This window comes from Desulforamulus reducens MI-1, from assembly GCF_000016165.1.
In the GTDB taxonomy this organism is placed as follows: Bacteria; Bacillota; Desulfotomaculia; order Desulfotomaculales; family Desulfotomaculaceae; genus Desulfotomaculum; species Desulfotomaculum reducens.
In genome coordinates this window covers 436,976-463,781 of record NC_009253.1, presented here as the reverse complement: position 1 = coordinate 463,781, position 26,806 = coordinate 436,976, and the positions used below count along the sequence as shown (strand labels likewise).

General features: G+C 42.0%; 19 protein-coding genes, 3 rRNA genes and 2 pseudogenes. 5 read left to right on the top strand and 19 right to left on the bottom strand.

Annotation, left to right across the window (positions count from 1 at the left end):
• Positions 1–96 precede the first annotated feature (96 nt).
• Together hcp and trhA are read left to right on the top strand one after the other, a co-directional pair.
• A complete protein-coding gene (gene hcp / locus DRED_RS02250; RefSeq protein ID WP_011876807.1) occupies positions 97–1,404 on the top strand; it encodes a hydroxylamine reductase in 1,308 nt (435 codons plus the stop codon).
• 325 nt (positions 1,405–1,729) lie between these two features.
• Positions 1,730–2,380 carry a PAQR family membrane homeostasis protein TrhA gene (gene trhA / locus DRED_RS02245; protein WP_011876806.1) on the top strand — a complete coding sequence of 217 codons (651 nt, stop codon included), beginning with the start codon at positions 1,730–1,732 and terminating at the stop codon, positions 2,378–2,380.
• A 60-nt stretch (positions 2,381–2,440) separates the two neighbouring features.
• Here the strand turns inward: trhA and DRED_RS02240 are convergent, their stop codons facing one another.
• From DRED_RS02240 to DRED_RS19470, 3 genes are read right to left on the bottom strand one after another with little or no spacing between them, the layout of a single operon-like run.
• Entirely contained in the window at positions 2,441–3,280 is an 840-nt protein-coding gene (locus DRED_RS02240; RefSeq protein ID WP_011876805.1) for a zinc metalloprotease HtpX, read from the bottom strand.
• 26 nt (positions 3,281–3,306) lie between these two features.
• Positions 3,307–4,272, bottom strand: coding sequence for a sporulation protein (locus tag DRED_RS02235; RefSeq protein WP_011876804.1), 966 nt, complete (start codon positions 4,270–4,272; stop codon positions 3,307–3,309).
• Between the two features lie 32 nt (positions 4,273–4,304).
• Entirely contained in the window at positions 4,305–4,751 is a 447-nt protein-coding gene (locus tag DRED_RS19470; RefSeq protein ID WP_274376902.1) for a MerR family transcriptional regulator, read from the bottom strand.
• A 240-nt stretch (positions 4,752–4,991) separates the two neighbouring features.
• Here DRED_RS19470 and DRED_RS19695 point away from each other — a divergent pair.
• From DRED_RS19695 to DRED_RS02225, 3 genes and pseudogenes are all read left to right on the top strand, one after another.
• Positions 4,992–5,213, top strand: a pseudogene (locus DRED_RS19695) (aminotransferase class IV); the annotation flags it as partial.
• Positions 5,194–5,343: pseudogene (locus DRED_RS18110) on the top strand (glutamine amidotransferase-related protein); the annotation flags it as partial. The pseudogenes DRED_RS19695 and DRED_RS18110, both read left to right, overlap by 20 nt.
• 397 nt (positions 5,344–5,740) lie before the next feature.
• Positions 5,741–6,481 (top strand): IclR family transcriptional regulator, encoded by a 741-nt coding sequence (locus tag DRED_RS02225; RefSeq protein WP_011876801.1) that lies wholly within the window; start codon positions 5,741–5,743, stop codon positions 6,479–6,481.
• Positions 6,482–6,601: 120 nt separating this feature from the next.
• Here the strand turns inward: DRED_RS02225 and pdxS are convergent, their stop codons facing one another.
• The 16 genes from pdxS to DRED_RS02145 all read right to left on the bottom strand — a co-directional run bounded on the left by pdxS (position 6,602) and on the right by DRED_RS02145 (position 26,800).
• A complete protein-coding gene (gene pdxS / locus DRED_RS02220) occupies positions 6,602–7,486 on the bottom strand; it encodes a pyridoxal 5'-phosphate synthase lyase subunit PdxS (RefSeq protein WP_011876800.1) in 885 nt (294 codons plus the stop codon).
• Between the two features lie 305 nt (positions 7,487–7,791).
• Positions 7,792–8,796 carry a D-cysteate sulfo-lyase gene (gene cuyA, locus DRED_RS02215; RefSeq protein WP_011876799.1) on the bottom strand — a complete coding sequence of 335 codons (1,005 nt, stop codon included), beginning with the start codon at positions 8,794–8,796 and terminating at the stop codon, positions 7,792–7,794.
• A 75-nt stretch (positions 8,797–8,871) separates the two neighbouring features.
• The gene (locus tag DRED_RS02210) at positions 8,872–9,255 is read right to left on the bottom strand and encodes a RidA family protein (RefSeq protein WP_011876798.1); all 384 of its coding nucleotides are present in this window, start codon (positions 9,253–9,255) and stop codon (positions 8,872–8,874) included.
• 379 nt (positions 9,256–9,634) lie between these two features.
• Positions 9,635–10,561 (bottom strand): selenium metabolism-associated LysR family transcriptional regulator, encoded by a 927-nt coding sequence (locus tag DRED_RS02205; protein ID WP_011876797.1) that lies wholly within the window; start codon positions 10,559–10,561, stop codon positions 9,635–9,637.
• 232 nt (positions 10,562–10,793) lie between these two features.
• The gene (locus tag DRED_RS02200) at positions 10,794–11,873 is read right to left on the bottom strand and encodes a hypothetical protein (protein ID WP_156779560.1); all 1,080 of its coding nucleotides are present in this window, start codon (positions 11,871–11,873) and stop codon (positions 10,794–10,796) included.
• A 289-nt stretch (positions 11,874–12,162) separates the two neighbouring features.
• Positions 12,163–13,446 carry a TRAP transporter large permease gene (locus tag DRED_RS02195; protein WP_011876795.1) on the bottom strand — a complete coding sequence of 428 codons (1,284 nt, stop codon included), beginning with the start codon at positions 13,444–13,446 and terminating at the stop codon, positions 12,163–12,165.
• 3 nt (positions 13,447–13,449) lie between these two features.
• Entirely contained in the window at positions 13,450–13,977 is a 528-nt protein-coding gene (locus tag DRED_RS02190) for a TRAP transporter small permease (RefSeq protein ID WP_011876794.1), read from the bottom strand.
• Between the two features lie 79 nt (positions 13,978–14,056).
• Positions 14,057–15,097 (bottom strand): TRAP transporter substrate-binding protein, encoded by a 1,041-nt coding sequence (locus DRED_RS02185; RefSeq protein WP_011876793.1) that lies wholly within the window; start codon positions 15,095–15,097, stop codon positions 14,057–14,059.
• A 177-nt stretch (positions 15,098–15,274) separates the two neighbouring features.
• Positions 15,275–16,279 carry a D-cysteate sulfo-lyase gene (gene cuyA / locus DRED_RS02180; protein WP_011876792.1) on the bottom strand — a complete coding sequence of 335 codons (1,005 nt, stop codon included), beginning with the start codon at positions 16,277–16,279 and terminating at the stop codon, positions 15,275–15,277.
• 388 nt (positions 16,280–16,667) lie between these two features.
• A 5S ribosomal RNA gene (gene rrf, locus DRED_RS02175) occupies positions 16,668–16,784 on the bottom strand.
• Positions 16,785–16,969: 185 nt separating this feature from the next.
• A 23S ribosomal RNA gene (locus tag DRED_RS02170) occupies positions 16,970–20,563 on the bottom strand.
• A 229-nt stretch (positions 20,564–20,792) separates the two neighbouring features.
• Positions 20,793–22,411, bottom strand: a 16S ribosomal RNA gene (locus DRED_RS02165).
• Together the 16S, 23S and 5S rRNA genes form the textbook arrangement of a ribosomal RNA operon.
• Positions 22,412–22,982: 571 nt before the next feature.
• On the bottom strand, positions 22,983–23,792 hold the full coding sequence (locus tag DRED_RS02160; protein ID WP_011876790.1) for a CoA-transferase subunit beta: 810 nt from the start codon (positions 23,790–23,792) through the stop codon (positions 22,983–22,985).
• Positions 23,793–24,752: a CoA transferase subunit A gene (locus DRED_RS02155; protein ID WP_041274744.1), complete on the bottom strand. Its 960-nt coding sequence runs from the start codon at positions 24,750–24,752 to the stop codon at positions 23,793–23,795. It lies immediately after the preceding gene.
• Between the two features lie 68 nt (positions 24,753–24,820).
• On the bottom strand, positions 24,821–25,963 hold the full coding sequence (locus DRED_RS02150; RefSeq protein WP_011876788.1) for an acyl-CoA dehydrogenase: 1,143 nt from the start codon (positions 25,961–25,963) through the stop codon (positions 24,821–24,823).
• Positions 25,964–26,017: 54 nt separating this feature from the next.
• Positions 26,018–26,800 (bottom strand): short-chain-enoyl-CoA hydratase, encoded by a 783-nt coding sequence (locus tag DRED_RS02145; protein WP_011876787.1) that lies wholly within the window; start codon positions 26,798–26,800, stop codon positions 26,018–26,020.
• Between the last annotated feature and the right edge of the window lie 6 nt (positions 26,801–26,806).

Genomic DNA, 26,806 nt, shown 5'->3' with positions numbered 1-26,806 from the left:
TGATACTGGTCACATCTTCCTCCTTTGGTTTCCGATATGATTACATCAGAAAACAAAACACGGCCAAGGCCGATAAATATAAGGAGGAATTTAACTATGTTTTGCTACCAGTGTGAACAAACTCCCAAAGGCGGCTGTACAAAAATCGGGGTCTGTGGCAAGGACGAAAATATTGCCAGCTTACAAGATACCATTATTTTTGCACTTAAGGGCGTAGCTGCATACGCTACCCATGCTAAGGAACTGGGTTACACCGATGCTGAAGTGGATGCAATTACCCAAGAAGCTCTCTACTCTACCCTAACCAACGTTAACTTTAATCTGGAAGAAACCATCAATATGGCTCTGAAAGTGGGTACTGCCACTGTTAAGGTCATGGACCTGCTGGACAAGGCTCACCTGGATAATCTGGGTGTTCCCACCCCTGTTACCGTCACTTCCGATAAAGTTGAAGGTAAGTGCATCCTGGTGACCGGTCACGATTTACTAGCTCTAAAAGAATTGTTACAACAATCCGAAGGTAAAGGTATTAACATCTACACCCACTCTGAAATGCTGCCTGCCCACGGCTACCCTGAATTAAAGAAGTTCAGTCATTTAAAAGGCAATGTGGGTAAAGCCTGGTACGATCAAAGGAAGCTCTTCGAAGCTTTCCCCGGTGCAATCCTGGCCACCACCAACTGTGTAATGCCCATTCGGAAAGATGCCACCTATGGTGACCGCATGTTTTCCTTCGGTGTTACCGGTTTAGAAGGCGTTAAGAAAATTGAAGGCATGGATTTTACCCCGGTAATTGAAAAGGCTCTTTCCTTACCCGGTGCTCCTGCCCAAGATCTGACCGCAGAAGCAAAAACCATGACCACTGGTTTCCACCATCTAAATGTACTGCCCCTGGCTCCCCAAATTGTGGAAGCTGTGAAGGCTGGTAAGATCAAGCGTTTCTTTGTAATTGCTGGTTGCGACTCTCCCACCAAGGGCAGAGATTACTTCAGAGAACTGGCTTTGGCTATTCCAAAGGATTGTGTCCTTCTGACCACTTCCTGCGGTAAGTTCAGATTCAATGATATCGACTTTGGCACCATTGAAGGCACTGGTATCCCCCGTTTCCTCGACCTGGGTCAGTGCAACAACTCCGGTTCTGCGGTAAAGATCGCTCTGGCTCTAGCCGAAGCTTTCAATTGCGGCGTCAATGATCTACCCTTAAGCATTGTATTGTCCTGGTTCGAGCAAAAGGCAGTAGCCATTCTGTTAGGCCTGTTTAGCCTTGGTGTTAAGAACATGTATATCGGACCTAAGGCACCTGAATTCTTGACACCTGGAGTTGTAGAAGTTCTGCAGAAGACCTTCAACCTGCAACTGATCTCCGGAGATGCCAACGCCGACCTGGTTAAAATGCTGGGTTAATAGATAAACTGCCAGTATCATAAGGTTCACCTCCTTATTAAAAGAGGCTTCAGCCAACCGGCTAAAGCCTCTTTTAAGTTTATTCATGTATTCCCTACTGGAAAAAGCCAAAAAGAGTATTACTCTGGGCCACATAATTATGGCAGGCAACATTGCTAGTTCCCCTGATTCTTGTACCTTATTATTACGTATATACAAAGACTAATTGTACAACAATCAAAATTTTTTTACTAGTGTATAATAAATGTTAGAAGGAAAATGATAAAGATTGGATAAATCATCCTCTAATAGTTTTTTATAAATACTAGTCTCGAGGTGAATTAAGATGGCTAAAATTAGAGACCCCTTTAGCGGCTTGAGCCATTTGACCGGTGCCTTTTTATCGGTAGTTGGTTTAATATTATTGGTCTATAATGCTGTTGTTTATGGTAAACCCTTACATATTGTCTCCTTTTCAATTTTCGGAGCCAGTCTTATATTGCTTTACACTGCCAGTGCCTTGTATCATTTATTGCCCCTTTCCCCCAAGGGAATACTCCTTTTACGTCGTATCGATCATATGATGATATTCGTACTAATCGCTGGTACCTATACTCCTGTTTGCCTCATTCCTCTACGCGGTGGGTGGGGATACTCTCTGCTGGTGGGAGTTTGGGCACTGGCCATCGTTGGGATTATTATAAAACTCCTTTGGATGGAAGCACCGCGCTGGTTTTCCACACTGATCTATGTTGTTATGGGCTGGTTAATTGTTATTGCATTTTGGCCTTTAATACAAACAGTTACTACCGGGGGTATTGTTTGGATGGTATTAGGAGGAGCTTTTTATACGGTGGGAGCAGTCTTTTATGGTACTAAATGGCCACCTAACCTAGTGCCTGGTTGGTTTGGTTTTCATGAGGTGTTTCACCTCTTTGTGATGGCTGGTAGTTTCAGTCACTTTTGGTTAATGATGAAATACATTATGTATATTTAAACGGTAAAAAACGGTGCGAACACGCACCGTTTTTTTAACATAATTTTTATTATAATAATGTTATCTCATACCATGCAATCTATTCACCCTATCCTGAATGGGCGGGTGAGTACTGAAAAGTCTGGCCAAAGACTCGCCCGATAATGGGTTAACAATGAACAAGTGAGAAGTAGCTGGGCTTACACCCATCGGTATACGGTGAGCCGCAGATTCCAGCTTTAACAATGCATTGGATAACCCGTCCGGAGAGCCGGCTATCTTGGCACCTGTGGCATCTGCCATATATTCCCGGGAACGAGAGATGGCCATTTGAATAACCATGGCTGCTATAGGAGCAATAAAGGCCATAATTAGCCCCCCAGCCATACTGCCGCCCTCTTCATCATCGCTTCTTCCCATGCCAAAGATAGCTCCCCATTGCAGCGCATTGGCCATCATACTAATAGCACCTGCCAAAGCTGCAGCAATAGTTCCAACTAAGATATCTCTATTCTTGATATGGGCTAGTTCGTGTGCTAAAACCCCTTCTAGTTCAGAAGGGTTCAATATTCGAAGTATTCCCTCGGTGACTGCCACTGCTGAATGGGAAGGGTTGCGTCCAGTGGCAAAGGCATTTGGTTGGTCAGATGGTTGGATATAAACTTTAGGCATGGGCAACCCCGCCCTCTGGGACAGTCTTCTTATTATTGCGTAAAGTTCAGGTGCTTCTGCTTCTGAAACAGGATAGGAACCTGTCATCTTAATAGCCATTGTATCACTGTAAAAGTAACCAAAGAAGTTCATAGCCATTGCTATTAGAAAAAATACAACTGCTCCGGTTTGGCCGCCAACAGCACTTCCCATTAACACTAACAAAATAGAAAGACCACCCATTAACAGCCATACTTTCATGGTATTCATTCTTTATCAACTCCCCCTAAAACAAGCTAAAACTCATCATCACCAAAATCCATAAAATCACCTAAACCAAAGTCAAAGCCATTTTCATCGTCACCAGCAATCATACCACTGGAATCCTCCTCTTCTCCGCCATCAAAAAGGCTTCCCAGAAGAACACCACCTAACATACCGGTAACCATGCCACCCATAAACCCCCCAATGCCTGAACCATGCTGGGTAGTTTGCTGGTAATTATGATAACTGGGTGCCATGCGCGGCCCCTGTACAGAAATTACAGTCAATTCGTTTTCCAAAAAAACTTTAATATGGTCAGCCAATTGCTGCACTGAACCACTGCTTAGTAAATCAGCAGGGAGGGTAAGTTCTGTATGGTGCTCTATGCCATTCCTCATATAGCCCCCATTCATTTCTATTTCCATTAAAAGTTTTACTCCATGGGGATCGGAATAGAATTTTAATTCCAATTCCTTTAACTGCTCATTAAACAGAGAACCTGGAATAAATTCGAACTGCTGTCCATACTGTTCTATTTTACCGGAACCAATTTTATCCTTAAAACCTAAGTTCTTAAATGCATCAAAAACCAGTTGCATATCTCGAGTAGGCAACACCACCAAGGGGTCGCTATCATCGGTATCTACAGCCTGGGAGATATCCATCCTAGTTATGAGAGAGTAGGAAAGTGAACCCTTGGAAATTGGGTAATGTATAGGTATTGGATACTCAAAGGCAATTTCCTTAGTTTCTTTGGCCCGCACGTGAAATTCTTGTGCAACTTGAAAGGTATCTAAAACCCGTTTGATTTCCTTGCCCTTGATAATAACTCTCATCAGAACATCCACATCCAAACTTTGGATATCCTGATCTACGTTACCTCCCTCTACAATCACCTTACCATTAACAGTTTCCCCGACACGATAGCTTCCTTTTTCCAACAACAAGTTAACCTTAGCCGCTCCTACCCCAAAGCTAGCCATTAACTTTTTAAACATAAGGCAATGAACACTCCTTTTTGAGAAAGTTCCTATAAAAAAAGTGCTGCTTCATTGATGTATAAAAGTAAAGATTGTATAATTGTCATGCTTTGTATCAACACCTGTTTAGTCATAGCAGCCGCCTGACCAGCTTCCATATTAGTAACCATAGGCTGTAGTTGACCCAATTGAGTTTCCAGTACTTTAAACTGGTCCTTTAAGTATTGAATGTCAATAGCTCTCTGAGAATATTTCTTTTTATCAGAATTCATTACATTACTTATGTACTCTATTTGACCTTTGATTTCTTCTAGGGTAAGCCTTTGGGATTTTAGCATCTCAATAAGTTTTAAACGAATAAGTGCATCCTGATTATAGTAACGATAATTACTTTCTGAACGTACCGGCTCTAAAAGTCCCAGTTTGGTATAATAATCCACCGTTCTCCTGCTTACACCGGCCAGTTTTGCAAATTGCCCAATTCTATACAACGTCAACTCCCCAATTTTACCACCTCTCTTTTCCAGTATATAGCATCACCCTTAAACTGTACAGATAAACGTTTTACTTTGTTTAATTATTTCAATGACATTAGACTCCAAATAGTTTTTTATTGGGCATTCTAATACTGTGTATAAAAATCTTGTCATCTGAGCTGAGTTAGTAAAAATAAAGGTTGCAATCTAATTACATAGGTTACATACCGGGGTCTCTATGAGAAGCACAAGAAAACCAAGCTCCAGGCCTTTGACGTTCTTCTTTGGAACGAAGCCAATGAGTTAACTGAGTTTACCATTGGCAACGTTGTATTAGAAATTGACGGCATCAAGACTACACCACCTGTTTCCTGCGGTTTACTTCCAGGGGTTTTTCGCAAAGAACTTTTAGCCAAGGGCGAAATTGTTGACCGTGTGCTCATGAAGCAGGACTCTACCCGAGTGCTTAACTATCAGTGCTGAGACATCGGAAGGTGCGATTATGGGTATCCGACACAAAATTTATCCGGTGGAAGGGATTCAATTTCACCCAGAATCCATTATGACTGAGAAAGGTTTAGAACTGTTGCGGAACTTCTTTAATATGACTTAAACAAGGAATTCAATAAAATTACATAAACATAAACAACACCCACAGTCTATGACTCATCCTTGATTTACTCGATTTGTTTTGAACATCCAGCCTCGCGGACGGAATTTTAGCTACCACTTCGTTTAACTTCTTGCACAAGTGGTATTTTTCTCTGTCACCTTGGGGCAATATTTGTTATAATAATATAACTTTATTATTATTTAGAAGATAAGTTTATATCATCAATTAACCTCAGTAGGTTTAAAAGAATATAATAATCATTGTGAAGTTTAGGTTTGTAAAAGGTAGAAGAAGTAATAACATTATGTTAACATTTAGCTTACATTAGTTATAATAATAACGGGTCGAATATTAAAATATCTGTTAAAGTAATCTATCTTGGAGGCTTCCTATTATAATGAATAGCATAGAAAAAGTTCTTTGGATTTTAAATAGATTAGGTGAGGAACCCTATGAAATGAATCTGACTGCACTTGCCAATGAAATGAATACTGTAAAAAGTGGTGTACACAAAACATTAGGTATTATGATGAAACAAGGTTTCATTCTTCAAAACCCAGAAACCAAAAAGTACTCAATTGGCCCCACTATGTATAGACTTGGAAATGTTTATAATAACCGAGTAGGTATTTGGGAAATTGCAAAACCCATTATCATGCAAGTAGCAGAAGTTACACATGAAACGGTTTCAATAGGCATTAGAGAAGGGGATAATGCTTTTCTCGCCTATAAAATTGATTCTCCACTGCCTGTTCGCTATTTTGAGGATATTGGTACTCAATTTCCCATGAATGCTAGTGCTGTAGGAAAAGTATTAGCAGCGTACCACGATACTGAAAGGGTAAAAGAACTATTAAAATCAAATACATTTAAAAAGCATACGCCTAACACAATAGTTAAACCTGATGCAATTTTACAAGAATACCAAAAGATTCGCGAGCAAGGTTATGCCATTAGCGATGAAGAGAGATTTTTGGAATCCTTTGGAATTGCAGTACCCATAATAAATAGCAGTAAAGATGTATGGTCGTGTTTATGTATTACAGGACCAAAAGCACGCTTCACTCCAGATAAGGTTAATAATTGGGTTGAACTATTGAAAAGCAAAGCCAATGAAATCTCAAGTGTATTAGCATAACACAACAGCTTGGGACCTAAAAAACCCCTATACACAGTTTTATTCTTAACTCTGTGTATAGGGGTTTAGGATAAATTTTGTCTACCAAAAAATACCCTGTAATTTACATTAATCTTTTTTCTACCAACCTCTATCTTGCATTCTTTCTTCAGCTTTAATATTGTGAATCTCAATACCTACCATAGGTTCCCCTAAATCCTTAGACACTTCAGCCAAAACCTGGGGATCATTATAATAGGTTGTAGCAGCTACAATAGCCTTAGCTCTTTTCATTGGGTCTCCAGACTTAAATATGCCAGAACCCACAAATACGCCATCAACACCTAATTGCATCATAAGCGCAGCATCCGCAGGAGTTGCAATTCCACCCGCAGCAAAATTAACCACAGGTAATTTACCCGTCTGATGTACTACTTTTACTAATTCAAAAGGTGCACCTATTTCTTTGGCAACAGTCATTAACTCTTCTTCAGGTAAATTCATTATTTTCTTAATTTCACTGTTTACTTGGCGAAAATGTCTTACTGCCTCAACCACGTTTCCAGTACCTGGCTCTCCTTTAGTTCTAATCATGGCAGCACCTTCGCCAATACGACGCAATGCTTCTCCTAAGTTACGGCAACCACATACAAAGGGAACCTTAAATGTATTTTTATTAATATGAAATAATTCATCAGCAGGAGTTAAAACTTCACTTTCGTCAATATAATCTACTCCTAAACCTTCTAAAATCTGTGCTTCCACAAAATGACCAATTCTTGCCTTAGCCATTACAGGAATTGTAACAGCATCCATAATTCGTAATACTACAGTAGGATCTGCCATTCTAGCTACTCCACCTGCAGCTCTAATATCTGCAGGAACTCTCTCTAAAGCCATTACTGCACAAGCCCCGGCATTTTCTGCTATTCTAGCTTGTTCCGGTGTTGTTACATCCATAATAACTCCACCTTTTAACATTTCAGCCAGTCCTTTTTTAAGTGTCCATGTACCCTGTTCTTGCACTTGTTAACATCCTCCCGCTTACTTAATAATATTACATTTAATTCATGCCTTTAAATACAAAACGTTATAAAACATCAACGCTGGGTGGGATTATTATACCTAAACAACTCGTTGCAGTATTAACGGCAGTTGAAAAGCTTATCATATCCTTTTTTCCATAAGGGATATCATAATGCCCCAACTGCCGCTATTATTGCAGGTACTGAACCATTTAGAGCACCGTAAAACTACACATAAGAACCAATCATGAGCATATTTCTATATTAAAAATTTCAATTTACAGCAACCATCCAAAACCGTATTGTTTAATCGTTGCCCAGGATAGTTGACGTATAAGCATATAACGCAGGAGAACCACCAGTATGGATGAATAGGACATTCTGGTCTTTCTTGAAAAAGCCCTTACGAACAAGTCCTATTAAGCCAGACATTGCTTTACCAGTGTATACAGGGTCAAGCAAAATACCTTCTGTTCTGGCCAATAGTTGTACCGCTTCAACCATTTCCGGAGTAGGCAAGGAATAACCAGGGCCAACATAATCATCGTATACACTTACAGCTTCCCTCGGGATTTCTTGTTTTATCTCTAAAAGGGCGGCAGTTTTTTGAATTACGCTGTACACCAATTCTTCTTGTTCGTGTTTTTTACGGCTAACGCTAATCCCAGTTATCGGAATATTACAGTTGTTACCGTAAAATCCTGTTACCAACCCGGTATGAGTTCCTGCACTACCACTGGGAGTAACAATATGATCAATCTTTAAACCTTTTTCAAAAAGTTGGGCGGAAATTTCCTGTGCACATGCAACATAGCCTAAACTGCCTATTTCGTTTGAACCACCACCGGGGATTATATAGGCCTTACGCCCCTCGGCGGCCAATTCGTCGGCAACAATTTGCATTTCCTTCATCATATCTGAACCGCCTGATACAACCTTAACTTTTTCTACACCCAGCAGATTAAACAAAAAGTTGTTTCCGCTGGCTTCTGGCTTATAGCTACCGGGAACCCTTTCTTCTAAAACTAATCTGCATTTCAAACCTTCCTTCACAGCTGCCGCGAGGGTAAGTCGACAATGGTTGGACTGTACTGCTCCGCAGGTAATAAGGGTATCAGCCCCCTGTGCCAGAGCATCTGCCACTAAGAATTCCAACTTTCTGGTTTTATTACCCCCAGAAGTTAATCCTAGTTGGTCATCCCTTTTAATATAGATGTTGGGTCCCCCTAGAGCCTTTGTAAAATTAGGTAAAAACTCAATTGGTGTTTGTCCCTCTGTGTAACGTCTCCGAGTAAATTTTGCTAAGTTCATGATAACCTCTCCCTTGACTTTTGGAATATTCTAAGTGCATAACTTACAGCACCCTGCTTTACGGTGTAAAATAGCCTAACCCAGATATACAACAGCTTCAATTTCCACTCGAGCATCCTTTGGCAACCTGGCAACCTCTACCGCAGCTCTGGCAGGAGGATTTTCTGAGAAAAATTCCGCATATACTTCATTCATTAAGGCAAACTCATTCATATCTTTTAAAAACACAGTAGTTTTCACCACATTTTGCAAGGTTCCACCAGCTGCTTCAATAATGCCTTTAATGTTTTTAATACTTTGACGGGTTTGTGCTTGAACATCTCCATCCGGCATTTGACCATTCTCAGGATTAATGGGAAGCTGTCCCGATACAAACAAAAAATCTCCTACCAATGTCGCCTGTGAATAGGGTCCAATTGCCCCCGGGGCATTTTGGGTTTTAATAATTTTTTTTGTCATTGCCCGCACCTCACTCAACCTTTTTTATTATTAATTTTCTACTGAGAACTATTATTTTCGTTCTCTTATTATGAACTTGTTTCTATTATAGAGAACTTATAAATATTATAAATAATCCTTTATTAGTAGTCAATATAAATTAATTATTCTTTACTTGTTTTGTGATAATATCACCTCGTAATTATTTTTGTGTCACTATGGCAGAGATTAGGCTATTTTCAAAAAAAATAGCTCTCGAGTGTTTTGTTGGAACAAACACCGAGAGCATTTCAAAAATTATTTTAGAGACGGCCCTTTCACTCAGAACCGCTGGATCATTAAGCCGTACTTTCGTACCAGCTCGACTTGTTGGTGACTCTGGACTTAAAGTTACTCTTAATTATGAACTCGTTTTAATTGAAGTAATTCCAGAGCAAAATGATATGAGAAAGGTTATAAACTCTTCCACCACTGTAGTTTGAAACTTATCTCTATGGTAAATCAAATAAAACTTTCTAAATAATGAAATATCTTTGAATCTTACTGGAACTAGAGTTCCTAACTTTAATTCTTTTTGAACTGCCCACTTTGAAATAATGGTTGTTCCAAATCCTGCTTCTACGGCTTCTTTAACGGCTTCTGTACTTCCTAATTCCATTACTATATTTAAGGTATTTAAGTCTACACCCTCCTCAATTAATCTTGCTTCTGTTATTTTCCTTGTACCTGATCCCTGTTCTCTCATAACTAACGGCAATGCCACCAGGTCCTCCATCGAAATAAACTGGTGTTCACTTAAAGGATAATCCGGTGGAATTACAATAATAAGTTCATCTTGTAGGAAGGGTTTCGCAACCAATTCAGTTTTATTTACCTGATTTTCAATTAAACCTAAATCTATCTCTTGCTTTAATACTAGATTAACGATTTGCTCCGTGTTTGTTACCTGAAGTAAAGCCCTTACCTGTGGATGTTCCTTATTAAAAGTTCCAAGAATTTTGGGGATTACATATTCCCCAACTGTAAAACTTGCCCCTATGGATAATGGTCCTTCTATATTCCCGGTAAACCTCGAGATATCATTTTCTGCTTGATCTATTAGATTTAGAATTTTATCAGCATATTTGTATAAAATTCGTCCTGCTTCGGTAATTGTTACCTGCTGGGTGTTCCGATCAAATAATTTTGTTCGAAAATGATCCTCTAAAGCTTTAATATGCATACTAACTGCTGGTTGGGAAATATAAAGGGCTTGTGCCGCTCCGGAGAAGCTTTTTTTATCTGCTACTGTTTTAAAAATATGGAATTGGTATAGACTCAACAACATACCTCCCTAGTATTCTAACAATCTAACAGCCAATAGGGCTTGAAATAGCAACAAAGCCTGCCAACCCCCTTGGCTTTATTTTACTTTGTTCCTGCCATTAGGGACAAACAAAAAATATACAAAACCACCTGATTAATAAAACCAGATGGTTTTTGTTTTTTATCCCTAAGACTAAGACTTGTTAACATCCTCCCGTTTACTTAATAAAAATCACATCATTATTACATTTGATTTATGACTTTAGAACAAGATCTTCCAATGAACTACTGCAGCAATGTTTCTGTGCATGTTCAACTGCATCAGGCAATACCTTAAAAAGTTCCTTAACAGCCTGTTTTGTTAACATGACATATTTTTGCAAATCATCCTCCGTGATGAAAGGTATCAAGTATTCTTTATAATATTCGCTTGGTACACAGTAATTAATTACCGCGCTTGTACCCTGCAATGTTCCCGCACCACCAATAATTTCGTGCAGCTTATTGGACATAAAACTAATACCGCCGCCATCTTGGCTTATTAAAAGCGCCAATTCAGCAAGGATGTTAAGTTTTTCCTGGGAAAACTGAGCATTTTTTAAATTCTCTCCTAAGCAAACTATTTTATTTGCTAGTTCCCTGGTCTGTTTCTCCATACCCCCAGGAACCCTAGCCATAACATCTTCCCTAATAATAACTGGGAAGTTAAGATCATTAGCTGCATTAAATATACTATGAGCCACAAAGGGATTATCTTGTTGCTTATCAGCCTTAACTAAGAAAGTCCCCTCATTAAGAACTTTGGAAAATAATTCATTATGAACTTTAGCTTCAATAACAACTGTAGGTAATGTTACCATACCTAATTCAGCCATTATTTCACCTTTTTTTCCGATTGCAGAATTACCTTCCATATCTTCATTTGGGCCAATTCCATTTATAGAGGCATTAACTGTACCTAGCACTGACACTGGTATCCCATCAAAATCTAATACCGCTCCAGCAATTAATCCACAGGAACCATCCAAATCTTCATACCCAAATTTAAACTCAGATGGATAACATTTTACAAAAGTATCTAAGGCTGCATTAGATATTGCCGTTTGTAAAGAAACAGGGGTTTCACTAATTCCTTGACCGTAAAACCTACCAAAAGCCTCTAAAACAAGGGTCTGCGAGCAAAACGCTTTTCTACCAATAAGTGTTTTAGCTAAACGGGCTTCATTAGGAGTAATCCCCCTACGAGGTACAGATTTTCCATATCCGCCATCCTCTGTTTCTACCTCTATATATCCGTTCAGTCCTGTTTTAATACGAATATCTTTTATAATCAACGATACATCGGTAGCCTCTTGAAATAGCTTTAGAACCGTGGCCAACCCCGCCGAATCGTCCTGGGCTTGATTGCCATGACCATGGCAATGGCCGCAACCTACATGCCCAGCCACAGCTAAGATTCCTTTTTTTTCACGACTTAGGGATACTTTCATTTAATGCCTCCTGAAAAAATAAATAAAACATTTATGTTTGCCTTAGGGTTTAATATATCATTGAAGACTATACCAGGGTAGCCTAGTAATAAAGACTACCCTATATAAAATATTATTTAGCTCCTAGTTAATTTTAGCTTACCATTAAGCTAGGTAACCAAAGCGTTATTTGGGGTATAAAAGCCAAGGCCAATACGGCAATAAACATAGCAATCAAGAATGGTATTACAGCTTTGCTTAGTACCTCAATTCTCAACTTACTAATACCACAGCCCACAAATAAGTTTACCCCTACCGGAGGTGTTAAAAAGCCCATTGATATAACAACTATCATTACTATCCCGAAGTGAACCGGGTCAATTCCAATTTTCTGAACAACAGGAAGAAGTAATGGGGTTAAAATTAAAATGTTAGCAAGTGCATCCATGAAGGTACCCATTACCACGAGAAAAAGAAGGATGATAGGCATTAGTACATACTTATTCTCGGAAATTCCTACTAAAAAGTTCACCAACAAATCTGGCACATTATAAAACATCAGGATTTGACCTAAACCTGTAGCAGTAGCTACCACCAAGAAAATAGAGGCAGTAGTTAAGGCAGATCCTCTGATTACTTCATAAACTTTAGACCAATTAAGAGCACGATGAATAAATCCTTCTGCTAAGAAAGCATAAATAACTGCGATAACCCCTGCCTCAGTAGGTGTTGTTAAACCACCATAAATACCACCAAGTACAATAACTGGAACTACTAAAGCAAACTTAGCTTCATTAAGTGCTTTTAACATGTCTTTAAAGTTACTACGTTGTCCGCTACCTTTATAACCTTTTTTCTTTGAAATAATATAACTGGTTGCCATCAAGAACATGCCAACAAAGAGTCCGGGAATTACTCCTGCAATAAAGAGATCCCCTACAGATACTCCAGCAGTAGTGCCATAAATAATTAGAGGAACACTTGGTGGAATCATTACACCTAAACAGCCAGCTGCAGTATTTACGGCAGTTGAAAAGGGTTTGTCATATCCTTCTTTTTCCATGCTCGGTATCATAATTCCGCCAACCGCCGCTACTGTTGCAGGGGCTGAACCACTTAGAGCACCGTAAAACATACACGTAAGAACCGAAATATGAGCCATACCACCCGTAATATGACCAACTAAAGTCCTAGATACAGCTAACAGTCTCTGGGCCATACTACCTTTTTGCATAATTTCACCGGCCATAATAAAGAAAGGAACCGCTAGTAGGGGAAAAGAATCAAGTGAAGCAATCATTTTCTGAATTAAAAATGCTGTAGGCAAATCTTGACCAACAATCATACCGACCAGGACACTTAGTCCAATAGAAATACCAATAGGTATACTTAACAGTAAAAATATAGCTAGTGATATAAATACTAGTGCTATAGTCAACTTCTATTTCACCTCACGGTCTATAAATTCGTCGGCTTCATTGTAAAACTTAATGTCGCTGTTAAAATACATCCCCCAAATTCGTTCAAATGTTCTAATAGCCATTAAACCCATACCAACAGGAATTGCTAAATAGATCCAGAACATACTAATTTCCAAAGCAGGACTCAACTGTCCAGTCTCAAGTAAAAATAATAGCATTTTAATACCATAAACTACGCAGAATAAGCAGAAGGCAATTGTTAGTGAATAAGCAACTGTAATTAGTCCTCGCTCTACTTTAGGGCCAAACATATGCCTAAATATCGTAACTTCCAGATGGCGATCTTCTTTCATAGCATAGCTACAACCTACATATACCGACCAAATGAACAAATAACGTCCTAATTCCTCCGACCAATCCAATGAATGTTGTAAAACGTACCTATTAAAAACCTGCATAGCTATAATAAGGATCATGCCGCATAAAAATGCGGAAGATAAATACTCATCTATCCGATTGTATATTAGTTTTAATTTTGAAGTGCTCAATAGACCCTCTCCTAACAAGTGATCTAATTTTTAAAAAGGAGTAAGGAAATTTCATTCTCCTCCCTTACTCCTTTAGAAACTATTTCTTTACTGTTTCCCTAACCTGTTCAATCAGATCTTTACCAATGTCACCGCCAAATTCATCATACACACCAGCAGTGGCATCTGCCCACTTTTGTCTTTCTTCTGGAGTTAACTCTACTACATTAACACCTGCTTCTTTCATTTTACCAATGATCATTTTTTCATTGTCACGAATCAATTTACGTTCATATACTTTGATTTCTTCAAAGGCCTCGGTAACAATCTTCTGATTTTCTGGAGTTAATTTTTCAAAAAATGCTTTATTAATCATTACCAAGTGAGGACTGTATATACTGTTTACTAAGGTTAAATTTTTATTTACTTCTTGGAAATTGTTAAACCATGCTAAGTTTAAGTCAATATCAATACCATCAACAGTTTTCTGTTGTAAAGCGGTATATACTTCTCCCCAGGCTACTGGAGTTGGGTTAGCGCCTAAACCTTTCAATGTGGCAATGTGAGCCTTACTGGCAGTGGAGCGAATTTTTAAACCTTTAAGATCAGCCATTGTATTTACAGGTTTAGCATTGTTAAAAATATGACGGAAGCCAATTTCAATATAACCTAAGCCTTTAATGTTACTGGATTCTAATGCAGCAGCAGCTTTTTTACCGATAGGACCATCAGTAACTTTATCTGTAGACTCATAATCCGGGAATAAAAATGGTAAATCATAAATTAGAAAATCCTTAGAAAAGGGAGCTAAGTTTGGAGTTGATGAAGATCCCATCTGGATTTGGCCAGTTTGTAGACCTTCTACAATTTCACGAGCATTACCAAATTTACCACTATCATAAAGGTCTACTTTTATTGCTCCATTACTACGGCTTTCAACCAGCTCTTTAAACTTAATAAAAGCTTGTCCCATGGGATGTTTGGGTACGTTCTCGTGTGCTAATTTGATTACAACAGGTTCAGACTCCTTAGCTTTGTCTCCACCAGCTTGTTCTTTACCACCAGAAGTACAGCCAACCAGAGAAAACACACCGAATACTAATATCAACATTAAAGAAAACATTTTTGTTATTTTTGACATGTTTTAGCCTCCCCTTTTTAGAGAAATGTTTCTTGCAACCTAAATGTTCTTGGGACTATGACGGTTGATCCAAATAGAAGGCGCCACCTCCTTTGAGCATTTAATGTTTCTTGCATCAATTTATACACTTATGATATCCAGTGATATAACGGCCATGCAGAAATGTTATGGCGGTTATTAATCGTTGCCCAGGATAGTTGACGTGTAAGCATATAAAGCAGGAGAACCACCAGTATGGATGAATAGAACATTCTGGTCTTTCTTGAAAAAGCCCTTACGAACAAGTCCTATTAAGCCAGACATTGCTTTACCAGTGTATACAGGGTCAAGCAAAATACCTTCTGTTCTGGCCAATAGTTGTACCGCTTCAACCATTTCCGGAGTAGGCAAGGAATAGCCAGGGCCAACGTAATCATCGTATACACTTACAGCTTCCCTCGGGATTTCTTGTTTTATCTCTAAAAGGGCGGCAGTTTTTTGAATTACGCTGTACACCAATTCTTCTTGATCGTGTTTTTTACGGCTAACGCTAATCCCAGTTATAGGAATATTACAGTTGTTACCGTAAAATCCTGTTACCAACCCGGTATGAGTTCCTGCACTACCACTGGGAGTAACAATATGATCAATCTTTAAACCTTTTTCAAAAAGTTGGGCGAAAATTTCCTGTGCACATGCAACATATCCTAAACTACCTATTTCGTTTGAACCACCACCGGGAATTATATAGGCCTTACGCCCCTCGGCGGCCAATTCGTCGGCAACAATTTGCATTTCCTTCATCATATCTGAACCGCCTGATACAACCTTAACTTTTTCTACACCCAGCAGATTAAACAAAAAGTTGTTTCCGCTGGCTTCTGGCTTATAGCTACCGGGAACCCTTTCTTCTAAAACTAATCTGCATTTCAAACCTTCCTTCACAGCTGCCGCGAGGGTAAGTCGACAATGGTTGGACTGTACTGCTCCGCAGGTAATAAGGGTATCAGCCCCCTGTGCCAGAGCATCTGCCACTAAGAATTCCAACTTTCTGGTTTTATTACCCCCAGAAGTTAATCCTAGTTGGTCATCCCTTTTAATATAGATGTTCGGTCCCTCAAGAGCCTTTGTAAAATTAGGTAAAAACTCAATTGGTGTTTGTCCCTCTGTGTAACGTCTCCGAGTAAATTTTGCTAAGTTCATGATAATCTCTCCCTTGACTTTTGGAATATATTTAAGTGCACAACTTACAGCAACCTAATTACGACAGTATATAAAATTTTCATATCTTTAATGCAAAATAGTCCAAACCCAGATATGCGACTGCTTTAATTTCAACTTAAACACCCTTTGCGTGTTCTACAATTGTGAACTAGCTTCTATAATAGTGAACTTATACACATTATAAATAATCCCTTATTAGCAGTCAATATATATTTATTATTCTTTGCTTTCTTTTTCACAAAAGAAGTGTTCTCGAATGTTTATTAACGGAAACATCAAAGGCATTTCAAAAGTAAATTATGAAATATATTACTATCCCATAAACACACAACACCCACAGCCTATGACTGTGGGTGTTAAAAAATTACTCTGGCGACGACCTACTCTCCCAGGAGCGTGAGCTCCAAGTACCATCGGCCCTGGAGGGCTTAACTGCTGTGTTCGGGATGGGAACAGGTGTACCCCCTCCGGTATCGCCACCAGAAACTTTATGCTATTGGGTATTACTTTTAGGTCAGCCATGGGCTGTGGGCCTTGGGCCATGAGCTTTTTGGCTTTTCCTTTGAGCAAACAATTTATGTTCTCTCAAAACTGAACAGCTATTTAGTATTGCGTCATATATTCTTAACCTTAGCTCACGGCTCATGGCACATGGCCTAAGGCTTGTTTTTGGTCAAGAACTCGATCTATTAGTACCGGTCAGCTGAAAACATTGCTGCTCTTACACTCCCGGCCTATCTACCATGTAGTCTTCATGGGATCTTACCCTTCTCGAAGTTCGAAATTCGTGGTTCGAAGTTCGATCTAAGTATTTCTTTTGGGTCTTTATTTTTAACAACCCAAAATTCTTACCCAAATTCGAACATCGAATGTCGAAACTCGAACTTCGAGAAGGTGGGAAACCTCATCTTGAAGGAGGCTTCGTGCTTAGATGCTTTCAGCACTTATCCCTTCCGGACTTAGTTACCCAGCACTACCGTTGGCACGATAGCTGGTACACCAGCGGTCCGTCCATCCCGGTCCTCTCGTACTAGGGACAGCTCTTCTCAAGTTTCCTGCGCCTGCGACGGATAGGGACCGAACTGTCTCACGACGTTCTGAACCCAGCTCACGTACCGCTTTAATGGGCGAACAGCCCAACCCTTGGGACCTACTTCAGCCCCAGGATGCGATGAGCCGACATCGAGGTGCCAAACCTCCCCGTCGATGTGGACTCTTGGGGGAGATAAGCCTGTTATCCCCGGGGTAGCTTTTATCCGTTGAGCGACGGCCCTTCCACTCAGAACCGCCGGATCACTAAGCCCTACTTTCGTACCAGCTCGACTTGTTGGTCTCGCTGTCAAGCTCCCTTTTGCCTTTACACTCTAACGTGCGATTTCCTTCCGCACTGAGGGAACCTTTGGGCGCCTCCGTTACCTTTTGGGAGGCGACCGCCCCAGTCAAACTGCCCACCTGACACTGTCCTCATTCCAGCTTCATGGAATTTAGTTAGAATTTCAATATCTAAAGGGTGGTATCCCAACGCTGACTCCACCTACACTGGCGTGCAAGCTTCTAAGTCTCCCACCTATCCTGTACATCAAATACCAAAACCCAATGTCAAGCTACAGTAAAGCTCCACGGGGTCTTTCTGTCCTGTCGCAGGTAGACGGCATCTTCACCGTCATTACAATTTCACCGAGCCCCTCGTTGAGACAGTGTCCAAATCGTTACGCCTTTCGTGCGGGTCGGAACTTACCCGACAAGGAATTTCGCTACCTTAGGACCGTTATAGTTACGGCCGCCGTTTACTGGGGCTTCGGTTCTATGCTTCAGTTTCCTTAACATTTCCCCTTAACCTTCCAGCACCGGGCAGGCGTCAGCCCCTATACGTCAGCTTTCGCTTTAGCAGGGACCTGTGTTTTTGGTAAACAGTCGCTTGGACCTTTTCTCTGCGGCCTTTTCTCGCTCCAATCGTACAATTTTCACGATACCGAGGCACCCCTTCTCCCGAAGTTACGGGGTCATTTTGCCGAGTTCCTTAACGAGGGTTCTCTCGCGCGCCTTAGGATTCTCACCCCACCTACCTGTGTCGGTTTGCGGTACGGGCACCAACTTACCTCGTTAGAAGCTTTTCTTGGCAGTTTGGGATCAGTTACTTCGCTACTTGTTTTCGCTCCCCGTCACCTCTCAGGTTTTATGTAAGACGGATTTGCCTATCTTACACCCTACGGGCTTGGACCAGCTTTTCCAACCGCTGGCTTAACTTACCCTCCTGCGTCACTCCATCCTCATACGGTTTTTGGTGGTATCGGATTTTCAACCGATTGTCCATCGCCTACGCCTTGCGGCCTCGGCTTAGGTCCCGACTTACTCTGGGCGGACGAACCTTCCCCAGAAATCCTTAGGTTTTCGGCGGGCAGGATTCTCACCTGCCTTTTCGCTTACTCATACCGGCATTCTCACTTCTTACCTCTCCACAGCTCCTTTCGGTACTGCTTCAATGTGGTAAGAACGCTCCCCTACCATTCTCGAAGTTCGATATTCGAATTTCGAAATTCGATTATTTCCAAGTTTGTATCAGTTTGTTTAGTTGCCTTCCTAGATAATCGTATTCCTCTTTAAAACCTTCATACTGATCTGATATATATCCAAGGTCTTTGATCATATCTAGTAAAACTGCAACCTCATTACAGGATCCAAGTGCATTTATTAAGAACCTCTTAAAATCATCTACATAGTTCTTTCTACCGTATCCTTCGGCTATATTAAGCGGTATTGATACGGTCGCACGTCTTATTTGGCTCCCTATCTCATACAACTCATGCTGCGGAAAACCCTTTGTTGTTTTGTGTATTTGAAGAGCCAGTTTATATCCCCTCTTGTACACTTCAAGATCATGATAATCTTTTATCATGTGAGTTTTCCTTTCGAACATCGAATCTCGAATATCGAACCTCGAGAATCCAAAGCTTCGGTGATATACTTAGCCCCGTTACATTTTCGGCGCAGGGTCACTTGACCAGTGAGCTATTACGCACTCTTTAAATGGTGGCTGCTTCTAAGCCAACATCCTGGTTGTCTTAGCAACCCCACATCCTTTTCCACTTAGTATATCTTTGGGACCTTAGCTGTTGGTCTGGGCTGTTTCCCTTTTGACTACGAATCTTAGCACCCGCAGTCTGACTCCCGGTTTCTAAAATAACGGCATTCGGAGTTTGATTGGGTTCGGTAACCCGTGAAGGCCCCTAGCCCATTCAGTGCTCTACCTCCGTTATTCATCCACCGAGGCTAGCCCTAAAGCTATTTCGGGGAGAACCAGCTATCTCCTGGTTCGATTGGCATTTCACCCCTACCCACACCTCATCCGCCTCCTTTTCAACGAAGGTCGGTTCGAGCCTCCACTTTATTTTACTAAAGCTTCACTCTGGACATGGGTAGATCACCAGGTTTCGGGTCTACTCCAACGTACACTCTCGCCCTTTTAAGACTCGCTTTCGCTTTGGCTCCGGCTTTCCTGCCTTAACCTGCACGTTAGATGTAACTCGCCGGTCCGTTCTACAAAAAGTACGCCGTCACACTTCGAAGTTCGATGTTCGAAGTTCGTGGTTCGATACACGCATTCCTTTAGGGTCTTTTTTACTTGACCCGTAAGATATGACATGCATTCGAATTTCGAATCTCGAATATCGAACCTCGAATAGTGCTCCGACAGTTTGTAGGCATACGGTTTCAGGTTCTTTTTCACTCCCCTCCCGGGGTGCTTTTCACCTTTCCCTCACGGTACTGGTTCACTATCGGTCGCTATGGGTATTTAGCCTTGGGGGGTGGTCCCCCCTGATTCCCACGGGGTTTCTCGTGTCCCGCGGTACTTGGGATTTCCTCTGTAATGTTCAACCTTTCGTCTACAGGTGTTTTACCTTCTGTGCAGCACCTTTCCAGGTGTCTTCGACTAGGTCTAGTTATCACGTGATGAGGGTCCCGCAACCCCAGATTTCCGAAGAATTCTGGTTTAGGCTCGCCCCTTTTCGCTCGCCGCTACTTGGGGGTTCGATGTTTCTTTCTCTTCCTCCGGGTACTTAGATGTTTCAGTTCCCCGGGTGCCCTCCTCTATGCCTATGGATTCAGCATAGGGTGACGGAGGTTTGCTCCGCCGGGTTGCCCCATTCGGGTACCCACGAATCAATGCCTGCTTGCGGCTCCTCGTGGCTTTTCGCAGCTTACCGCGCCCTTCTTCGGCCCTTAGCGCCTAGGCATCCACCGTATGCCCTTTCTTTCTTGACCAATCTTGCTTTTCGGCTCGGTTACTTTTGGTAACCTACTGAAATTGTTTTTTGTCGACGCTTTACTTGTTTCGCTGTTCAGTTTTCAAAGAACGTTGGTTTTATGATTCTAAAGCATGAGAGTTTGAAAAACAACCAGTAATTTATGGTTGTTTTAGTCTCTCAAAACTAAACAGGTTGATGATGAATGACCGACCTTAGATAATTAGCTTTCGCTAATTTCTCCTTAGAAAGGAGGTGATCCAGCCGCACCTTCCGATACGGCTACCTTGTTACGACTTCACCCCAATCATCGGCCCCACCTTCGACGGCTGCCTCCTTGCGGTTAGCTCACCGGCTTCGGGTGTTGTCAACTTTCGTGGTGTGACGGGCGGTGTGTACAAGGCCCGGGAACGTATTCACCGCAGTATGCTGACCTGCGATTACTAGCGATTCCGACTTCATGTAGTCGAGTTGCAGACTACAATCCGAACTGGGACCGGCTTTCTCAGGTTTGCTCCACCTCACGGCTTCGCTTCCGTCTGTACCGGCCATTGTAGTACGTGTGTAGCCCAGGACATAAGGGGCATGATGATTTGACGTCATCCCCACCTTCCTCCGTTTTGTCAACGGCAGTCACATTAGAGTTCCCACCTTTACGTGCTGGCAACTAATGTTAGGGGTTGCGCTCGTTGCGGGACTTAACCCAACATCTCACGACACGAGCTGACGACAACCATGCACCACCTGTCTCTACGTTATCCCGAAGGATAAGGCTCATATCTCTATGAGTTTCGTAGGATGTCAAGCCCTGGTAAGGTTCTTCGCGTTGCGTCGAATTAAACCACATACTCCACCGCTTGTGCGGGCCCCCGTCAATTCCTTTGAGTTTCAGTCTTGCGACCGTACTCCCCAGGCGGAGTGCTTATTGTGTTTACTGCGGCACTGCAGGGGTCGATACCCGCAACACCTAGCACTCATCGTTTACGGCGTGGACTACCAGGGTATCTAATCCTGTTCGCTCCCCACGCTTTCGCGCCTCAGTGTCAGTTACAGTCCAGAGAGCCGCCTTCGCCACTGGTATTCCTCCCAATATCTACGCATTTCACCGCTACACTGGGAATTCTGCTCCCCTCTCCTGCACTCAAGTCCACCAGTATCAGAGGCAATCACGGGGTTGAGCCCCGAACTTTCACCTCTAACTTAATGCACCACCTACGCGCCCTTTACGCCCAGTAAATCCGGACAACGCTCGCTCCCTACGTATTACCGCGGCTGCTGGCACGTAGTTAGCCGGAGCTTACTCTTCAGGTACCGTCATTTGTTCTTCCCTGAAAACAGAGGTTTACAACCCGAAGGCCTTCTTCCCTCACGCGGCGTTGCTCCGTCAGGCTTTCGCCCATTGCGGAAGATTCCCCACTGCTGCCTCCCGTAGGAGTCTGGGCCGTGTCTCAGTCCCAGTGTGGCCGTTCGCCCTCTCAGGCCGGCTACCCATCGTCGCCTTGGTGGTCCGTTACACCACCAACTAGCTAATGGGACGCGGATCCATCTGATAGCACGATAGCTTTCCTTACAGAGCCATGCGACTCCGCAAGCGTATCCGGTATTAGCAGCCGTTTCCAGCTGTTATCCCGGTCTATCAGGCAGGTTATCCACGCGTTACTCACCCGTTCGCCACTATCTTCGAAGTTCGACGTTCGAAATTCGTGATTCGATCCAAGCATTTCTTTGGGGTCTTTTAAATGACCCTTAAGCTTTACTCGAACTCAAAATTCGAACCTCGAATGTCGAACCTCGAAGACCGTTCGACTTGCATGTGTTAAGCACGCCGCCAGCGTTCGTCCTGAGCCAGGATCAAACTCTCCGTGAAATATTTCGCAATATTTTAAAGAGTTTTTGGCTCTTTACTTATCCTTGATTTACTCGCTAGCGTCTTTTAACGCTTGACGAGGATGTTTTTTGTGGTCATTCATAGTTTCATCTTGCGATGACTTTTGACTTGACCTTTTGCATCCATCATCTCTGTTTAGTTTTCAAAGACCGTTTGTTTGGTTCCGGCCTCGCAACCGGAATTTTATTTTACCATATCTCTCGCTTTGTTTCAAGTAAAAGTTTTTGGTGGTTTTCTCACTACCTTAAGCAGCGGCAGGAATCTTATCTTACCACTCCCAGTTATCTTCTTGCAAGTGGTAATTTTTTGTTATCACCTCGCGGCGACATTTGTTATATTAACACGAATAACACTACATTGGCAAGTAGTAATTTTTATTTTTCTCAGAAATTTTATTAAAGCCTATTCTCTCCTTGCCATAAGAATATCCCTCCCGTGTAAACAGTATAGGTTTTTACCAACTGTCTACACAAAAGGGATATATCATATGCCTTGGATTTTCTATTATAACTAATTGATGTCAGTAAATATCACATACAGGCGATTTCCTTTATGGTAGGAATATCCCCTCTGGATCAATCACTTTATACAACAATTCAAGCTCGTGATAAGTGGGTGGCTTGGTTTCTCCACTGACCCTAGAAATATCTAAATCAAAGCTGCAGTTATCCTTAACATCCTGGGCACTGAAACCAGGGTGAACAGTATCCAGATACATTTTACCAGTTTCCTGATCAAACCGGAAAACACCCATATTGGTAATAACTGCAGAGGGCCCCCCCCTGTGGAATTTTCCATAGATCTCTTGCTTAGGAACAAATTCACGACCAGGGAATTTAGGTATCTTCCAACCTGGGGAGGTAACATAACTAACATTATCGACAAAGCGACGCTTTTCTTGAACCATCATAAAGACAGTTCGCTTTGCTAAGGAGTTAATGTCAGCATTTCCACCACTACCAGTTAGTCTAGCTGAGGGCTTTAAATAGTCTCCCATTGCAGTGGTATTAACATTGCCATATTTATCAATTTCGGCTCCACCTAGGAATGCCAGGTCTACCTTACCACGATGCAACTGATTGAACACATCAAATAACCCAGAGGCAATGGCTCCTCCATATACACATCGAGCATCACCAACGGAAGCGGGCAGGTGAATGGGTCTACCGTCAACCGAACCGGCTTCATATATGCAATATGCACCGGGGGAGGTTGTTTTTTGGGCAAGCATGATAGCCAGCATCGGTAAACCTGTACCGGCAAATACCACTTCGCCATCATTCACTTCCCTGGCCGCTGAAACAGCCAGTAAATCGATGATTTTGTATTCACCCGGTTTGGCAAACTCATGGCTACTCATTTATCTCGCCCCCCTCTTCACTTTGTTTGAATAACTCAAAGCAGAATTGGCCCGCAGTGCTTCTAATCGTTTAACACCTAGTTTTTCCAGGTATTCAAAATGATCCTTAACATCAAATATCCACTCTTTAGCCCAAGCATCAAAGCCCTCTTGGGTTTTCGTGCTGCTATAGAAATTCCGCATAAAGTCCCCGTCTACCTCATACCTACCATAGCAACCAGTTGGATGACCTGCCATTGGCAGCTCAACTATGGCATCAACCATATACGGAGGTAAAAGGTTACGATCCGGCTCCCGACGGAGATATTCTTCCGGCACGACTTCCTCTGCAATCACAATTACTTTGTCAGCCGCTTTGGCTGCCTCTTCGTCTGTGTATTTTTGTCCTGAGATTCGAACGGTTCCCTCTTCACCCACCTGCTGCACTAACATAATACAGACATCTGGACGTGCAGCGGGAATATGGAGCAGTTCTCCCATATCAAAAAAGTTATCCTTGGCAAATTCATACTTCTGTGCCGGGATTTTAGGGTTTTCTCCATTTCGCAAACCATTGTTTGCTAAAGTATCAAATTCCGGATTCAGGATATCTGTACCCATTGACGCTGCAGTTGGCAAGTAGGGAACGCCCATGGCACCAGCCATTAAACGCAACACCATATGAACGTGGCTGTAATCATTGACAATAAGTTCACCTGTCTTAACCTTGCGGGCAAGGTTAGCGCCTAATTTGCCAAATAATTCATGACCAATCCAGCATGACTCCCAAACCTTTACACATCCTGCCCCAATCAGTACTTCACTATGGGTACCTGAATTCACTTCCACAAGATGTAGATTCTTTTTTTGTTGCCTGACAATTTCGTAAATTGCTGCCATAGGACGACGCCAAATTGTAAATCCACTGAAGGTAAGCATGTCGCCATCATTAATCATACTGATGGCTTCGGTCAGAGACATTCTTTTGTTTGTCTTCGCCACTAACTCATACCCCTTTCGTTTACATTTATTGGGTATCCCTTTTATGATTATTTAAGAAGCTGCTTGGCAATTACTAATCTTTGAATTTGGTTGGCACCTTCATAGATTTGAGTAATTTTGGCATCCCGCATATACCGCTCTATTTGGTACTCTTTGCAGTAGCCATAGCCACCAAACAATTGTACACAGTCAGTGGTTACTCTCATGGCTGTGTCGGTTGCAAAACGTTTGGCCATGGAAGCTTCCATTGCATGTTCTAACCCGTTGCTCTTTAGCCATGCAGCACGATAAATCAACAGGCGTGATGCATCAATTTCTGTTGCCATATCAGCCAGCATAAACTGGATTCCTTGTTGGGCAGAAAGAGGCTTGCCGAATTGTTCACGACCTTTTACATAAGGAATGGTTAAATCAAGAGCGCCTTGGGCAATACCTAAGCCCTGGGCACCAATGGTAATACGTCCGCCGTTCAGAAGGCCCATGGCCACATTGAAGCCCTTGCCTTCCTCCAGCAAACGGTTTTCTACTGGTACCTCAGCGTCTTCAAAGGTCAAAGTTACTGTGGCAGATCCGTTCAAGCCCATTTTTTCTTCGGGTTTACCAATGACCAAGCCAGGTGTATCTTTATCCACGATCAAACAGGTAACTCCGTTGTAATTCTTGGTGCTTGGGTCTGTCCGTACAAAGGTAACATACATATCTGCGTAACCACCATTGGTAATGAAAATCTTGCTACCGTTCAGGATGTATTTGTCACCTTTCCGTACTGCCGTGCATTTTAAAGCAGCAGCATCTGAACCGGCTTGGGGTTCTGTAAGGGCAAATGCGCCAAGCATTTTACCTTCGCACAATGGCTTCAGATATCTTTCCTTTTGTTCTTCGTTACCAAACATATAGGTAGACATACAACCTAAACCAGTATGAACCGATAGAATAACTGCGGTTGATGCGCAGACCTTGGCAATTTCCTCAACTAGGATAGCAAAGGTTACATAATCAGAGCCAGCACCACCATATTCTTCTGGAATGGGAAGACCCATTAAACCCATATCAGCTAATTTTTTTAAAGTCTCCAGAGGGAACTGATGGGTACTGTCAGTCTGAGCTGCGATGGGAGCGATTTCTTTCTGAGCAAATTTACGAATGGTATCTCTAAACATTTGCTGTTCATCGTTTAATCTAAAATCCATTAAATATCACTTCCTAACCATAATAATTGTTTTTGGCAGGGATATAATAACAATCTATTTTCCTATGAAATTCGGCTTTCGTTTTTCTACAAAAGCAGTCATGCCTTCTTTTTGGTCAGAAGTAGCAAAACATAATGCAAAGATATCAGCCTCAAAGGCCATGGACTTATCAACATCCATCTCTAAACCTTGATCAACGGCTGCTTTGCAAAGGCGAACAGCAATTTGTCCCTTGGTTGCAATCCGTTTGGCCATGCTCTTACAGAATTCAAGCAACTGATCCTCTGCTACCACATGGTTTACCAAACCAATGCGATGAGCATCTGCTGCACTGATCATGTCGGCTGTGTATAATAGTTCTTTGGCCCGACCTTTACCCACTAAGCGAGGCAATCTTTGGGTGCCAGCAAAGCCAGGGGTAACTCCTAAACCAACTTCCGGTTGACCAAACTTGCTCTTTTCAGTGGCTACACGGATATCACAGGCCATGGCCAACTCACAGCCGCCACCCAAGGCAAATCCGTTGATAGCTGCAATTACCGGCTTTGGCATATATTCCAACTTTTTGAATACTTCCTGTCCTAAAATACCAAAGGCACGACTTTCAAGAGCAGTCATATCTTTCATAGCTGTAATATCTGCACCAGCCACAAATGCCTTCTCTCCGGCTCCTTTTAGAATTACAACAAATATTTCATCATCAGCAGTAATAACGTCAACAGCCTGCCCCAGTTCGGTAAGAACTTCCGGATTAAGAGCATTTAATGCCTTAGGACGATTAATGGTTAATAAAGCAATATTGCCTTCTTTTTCAAGGAAAAGGGTATTCCATTCCATATGGTT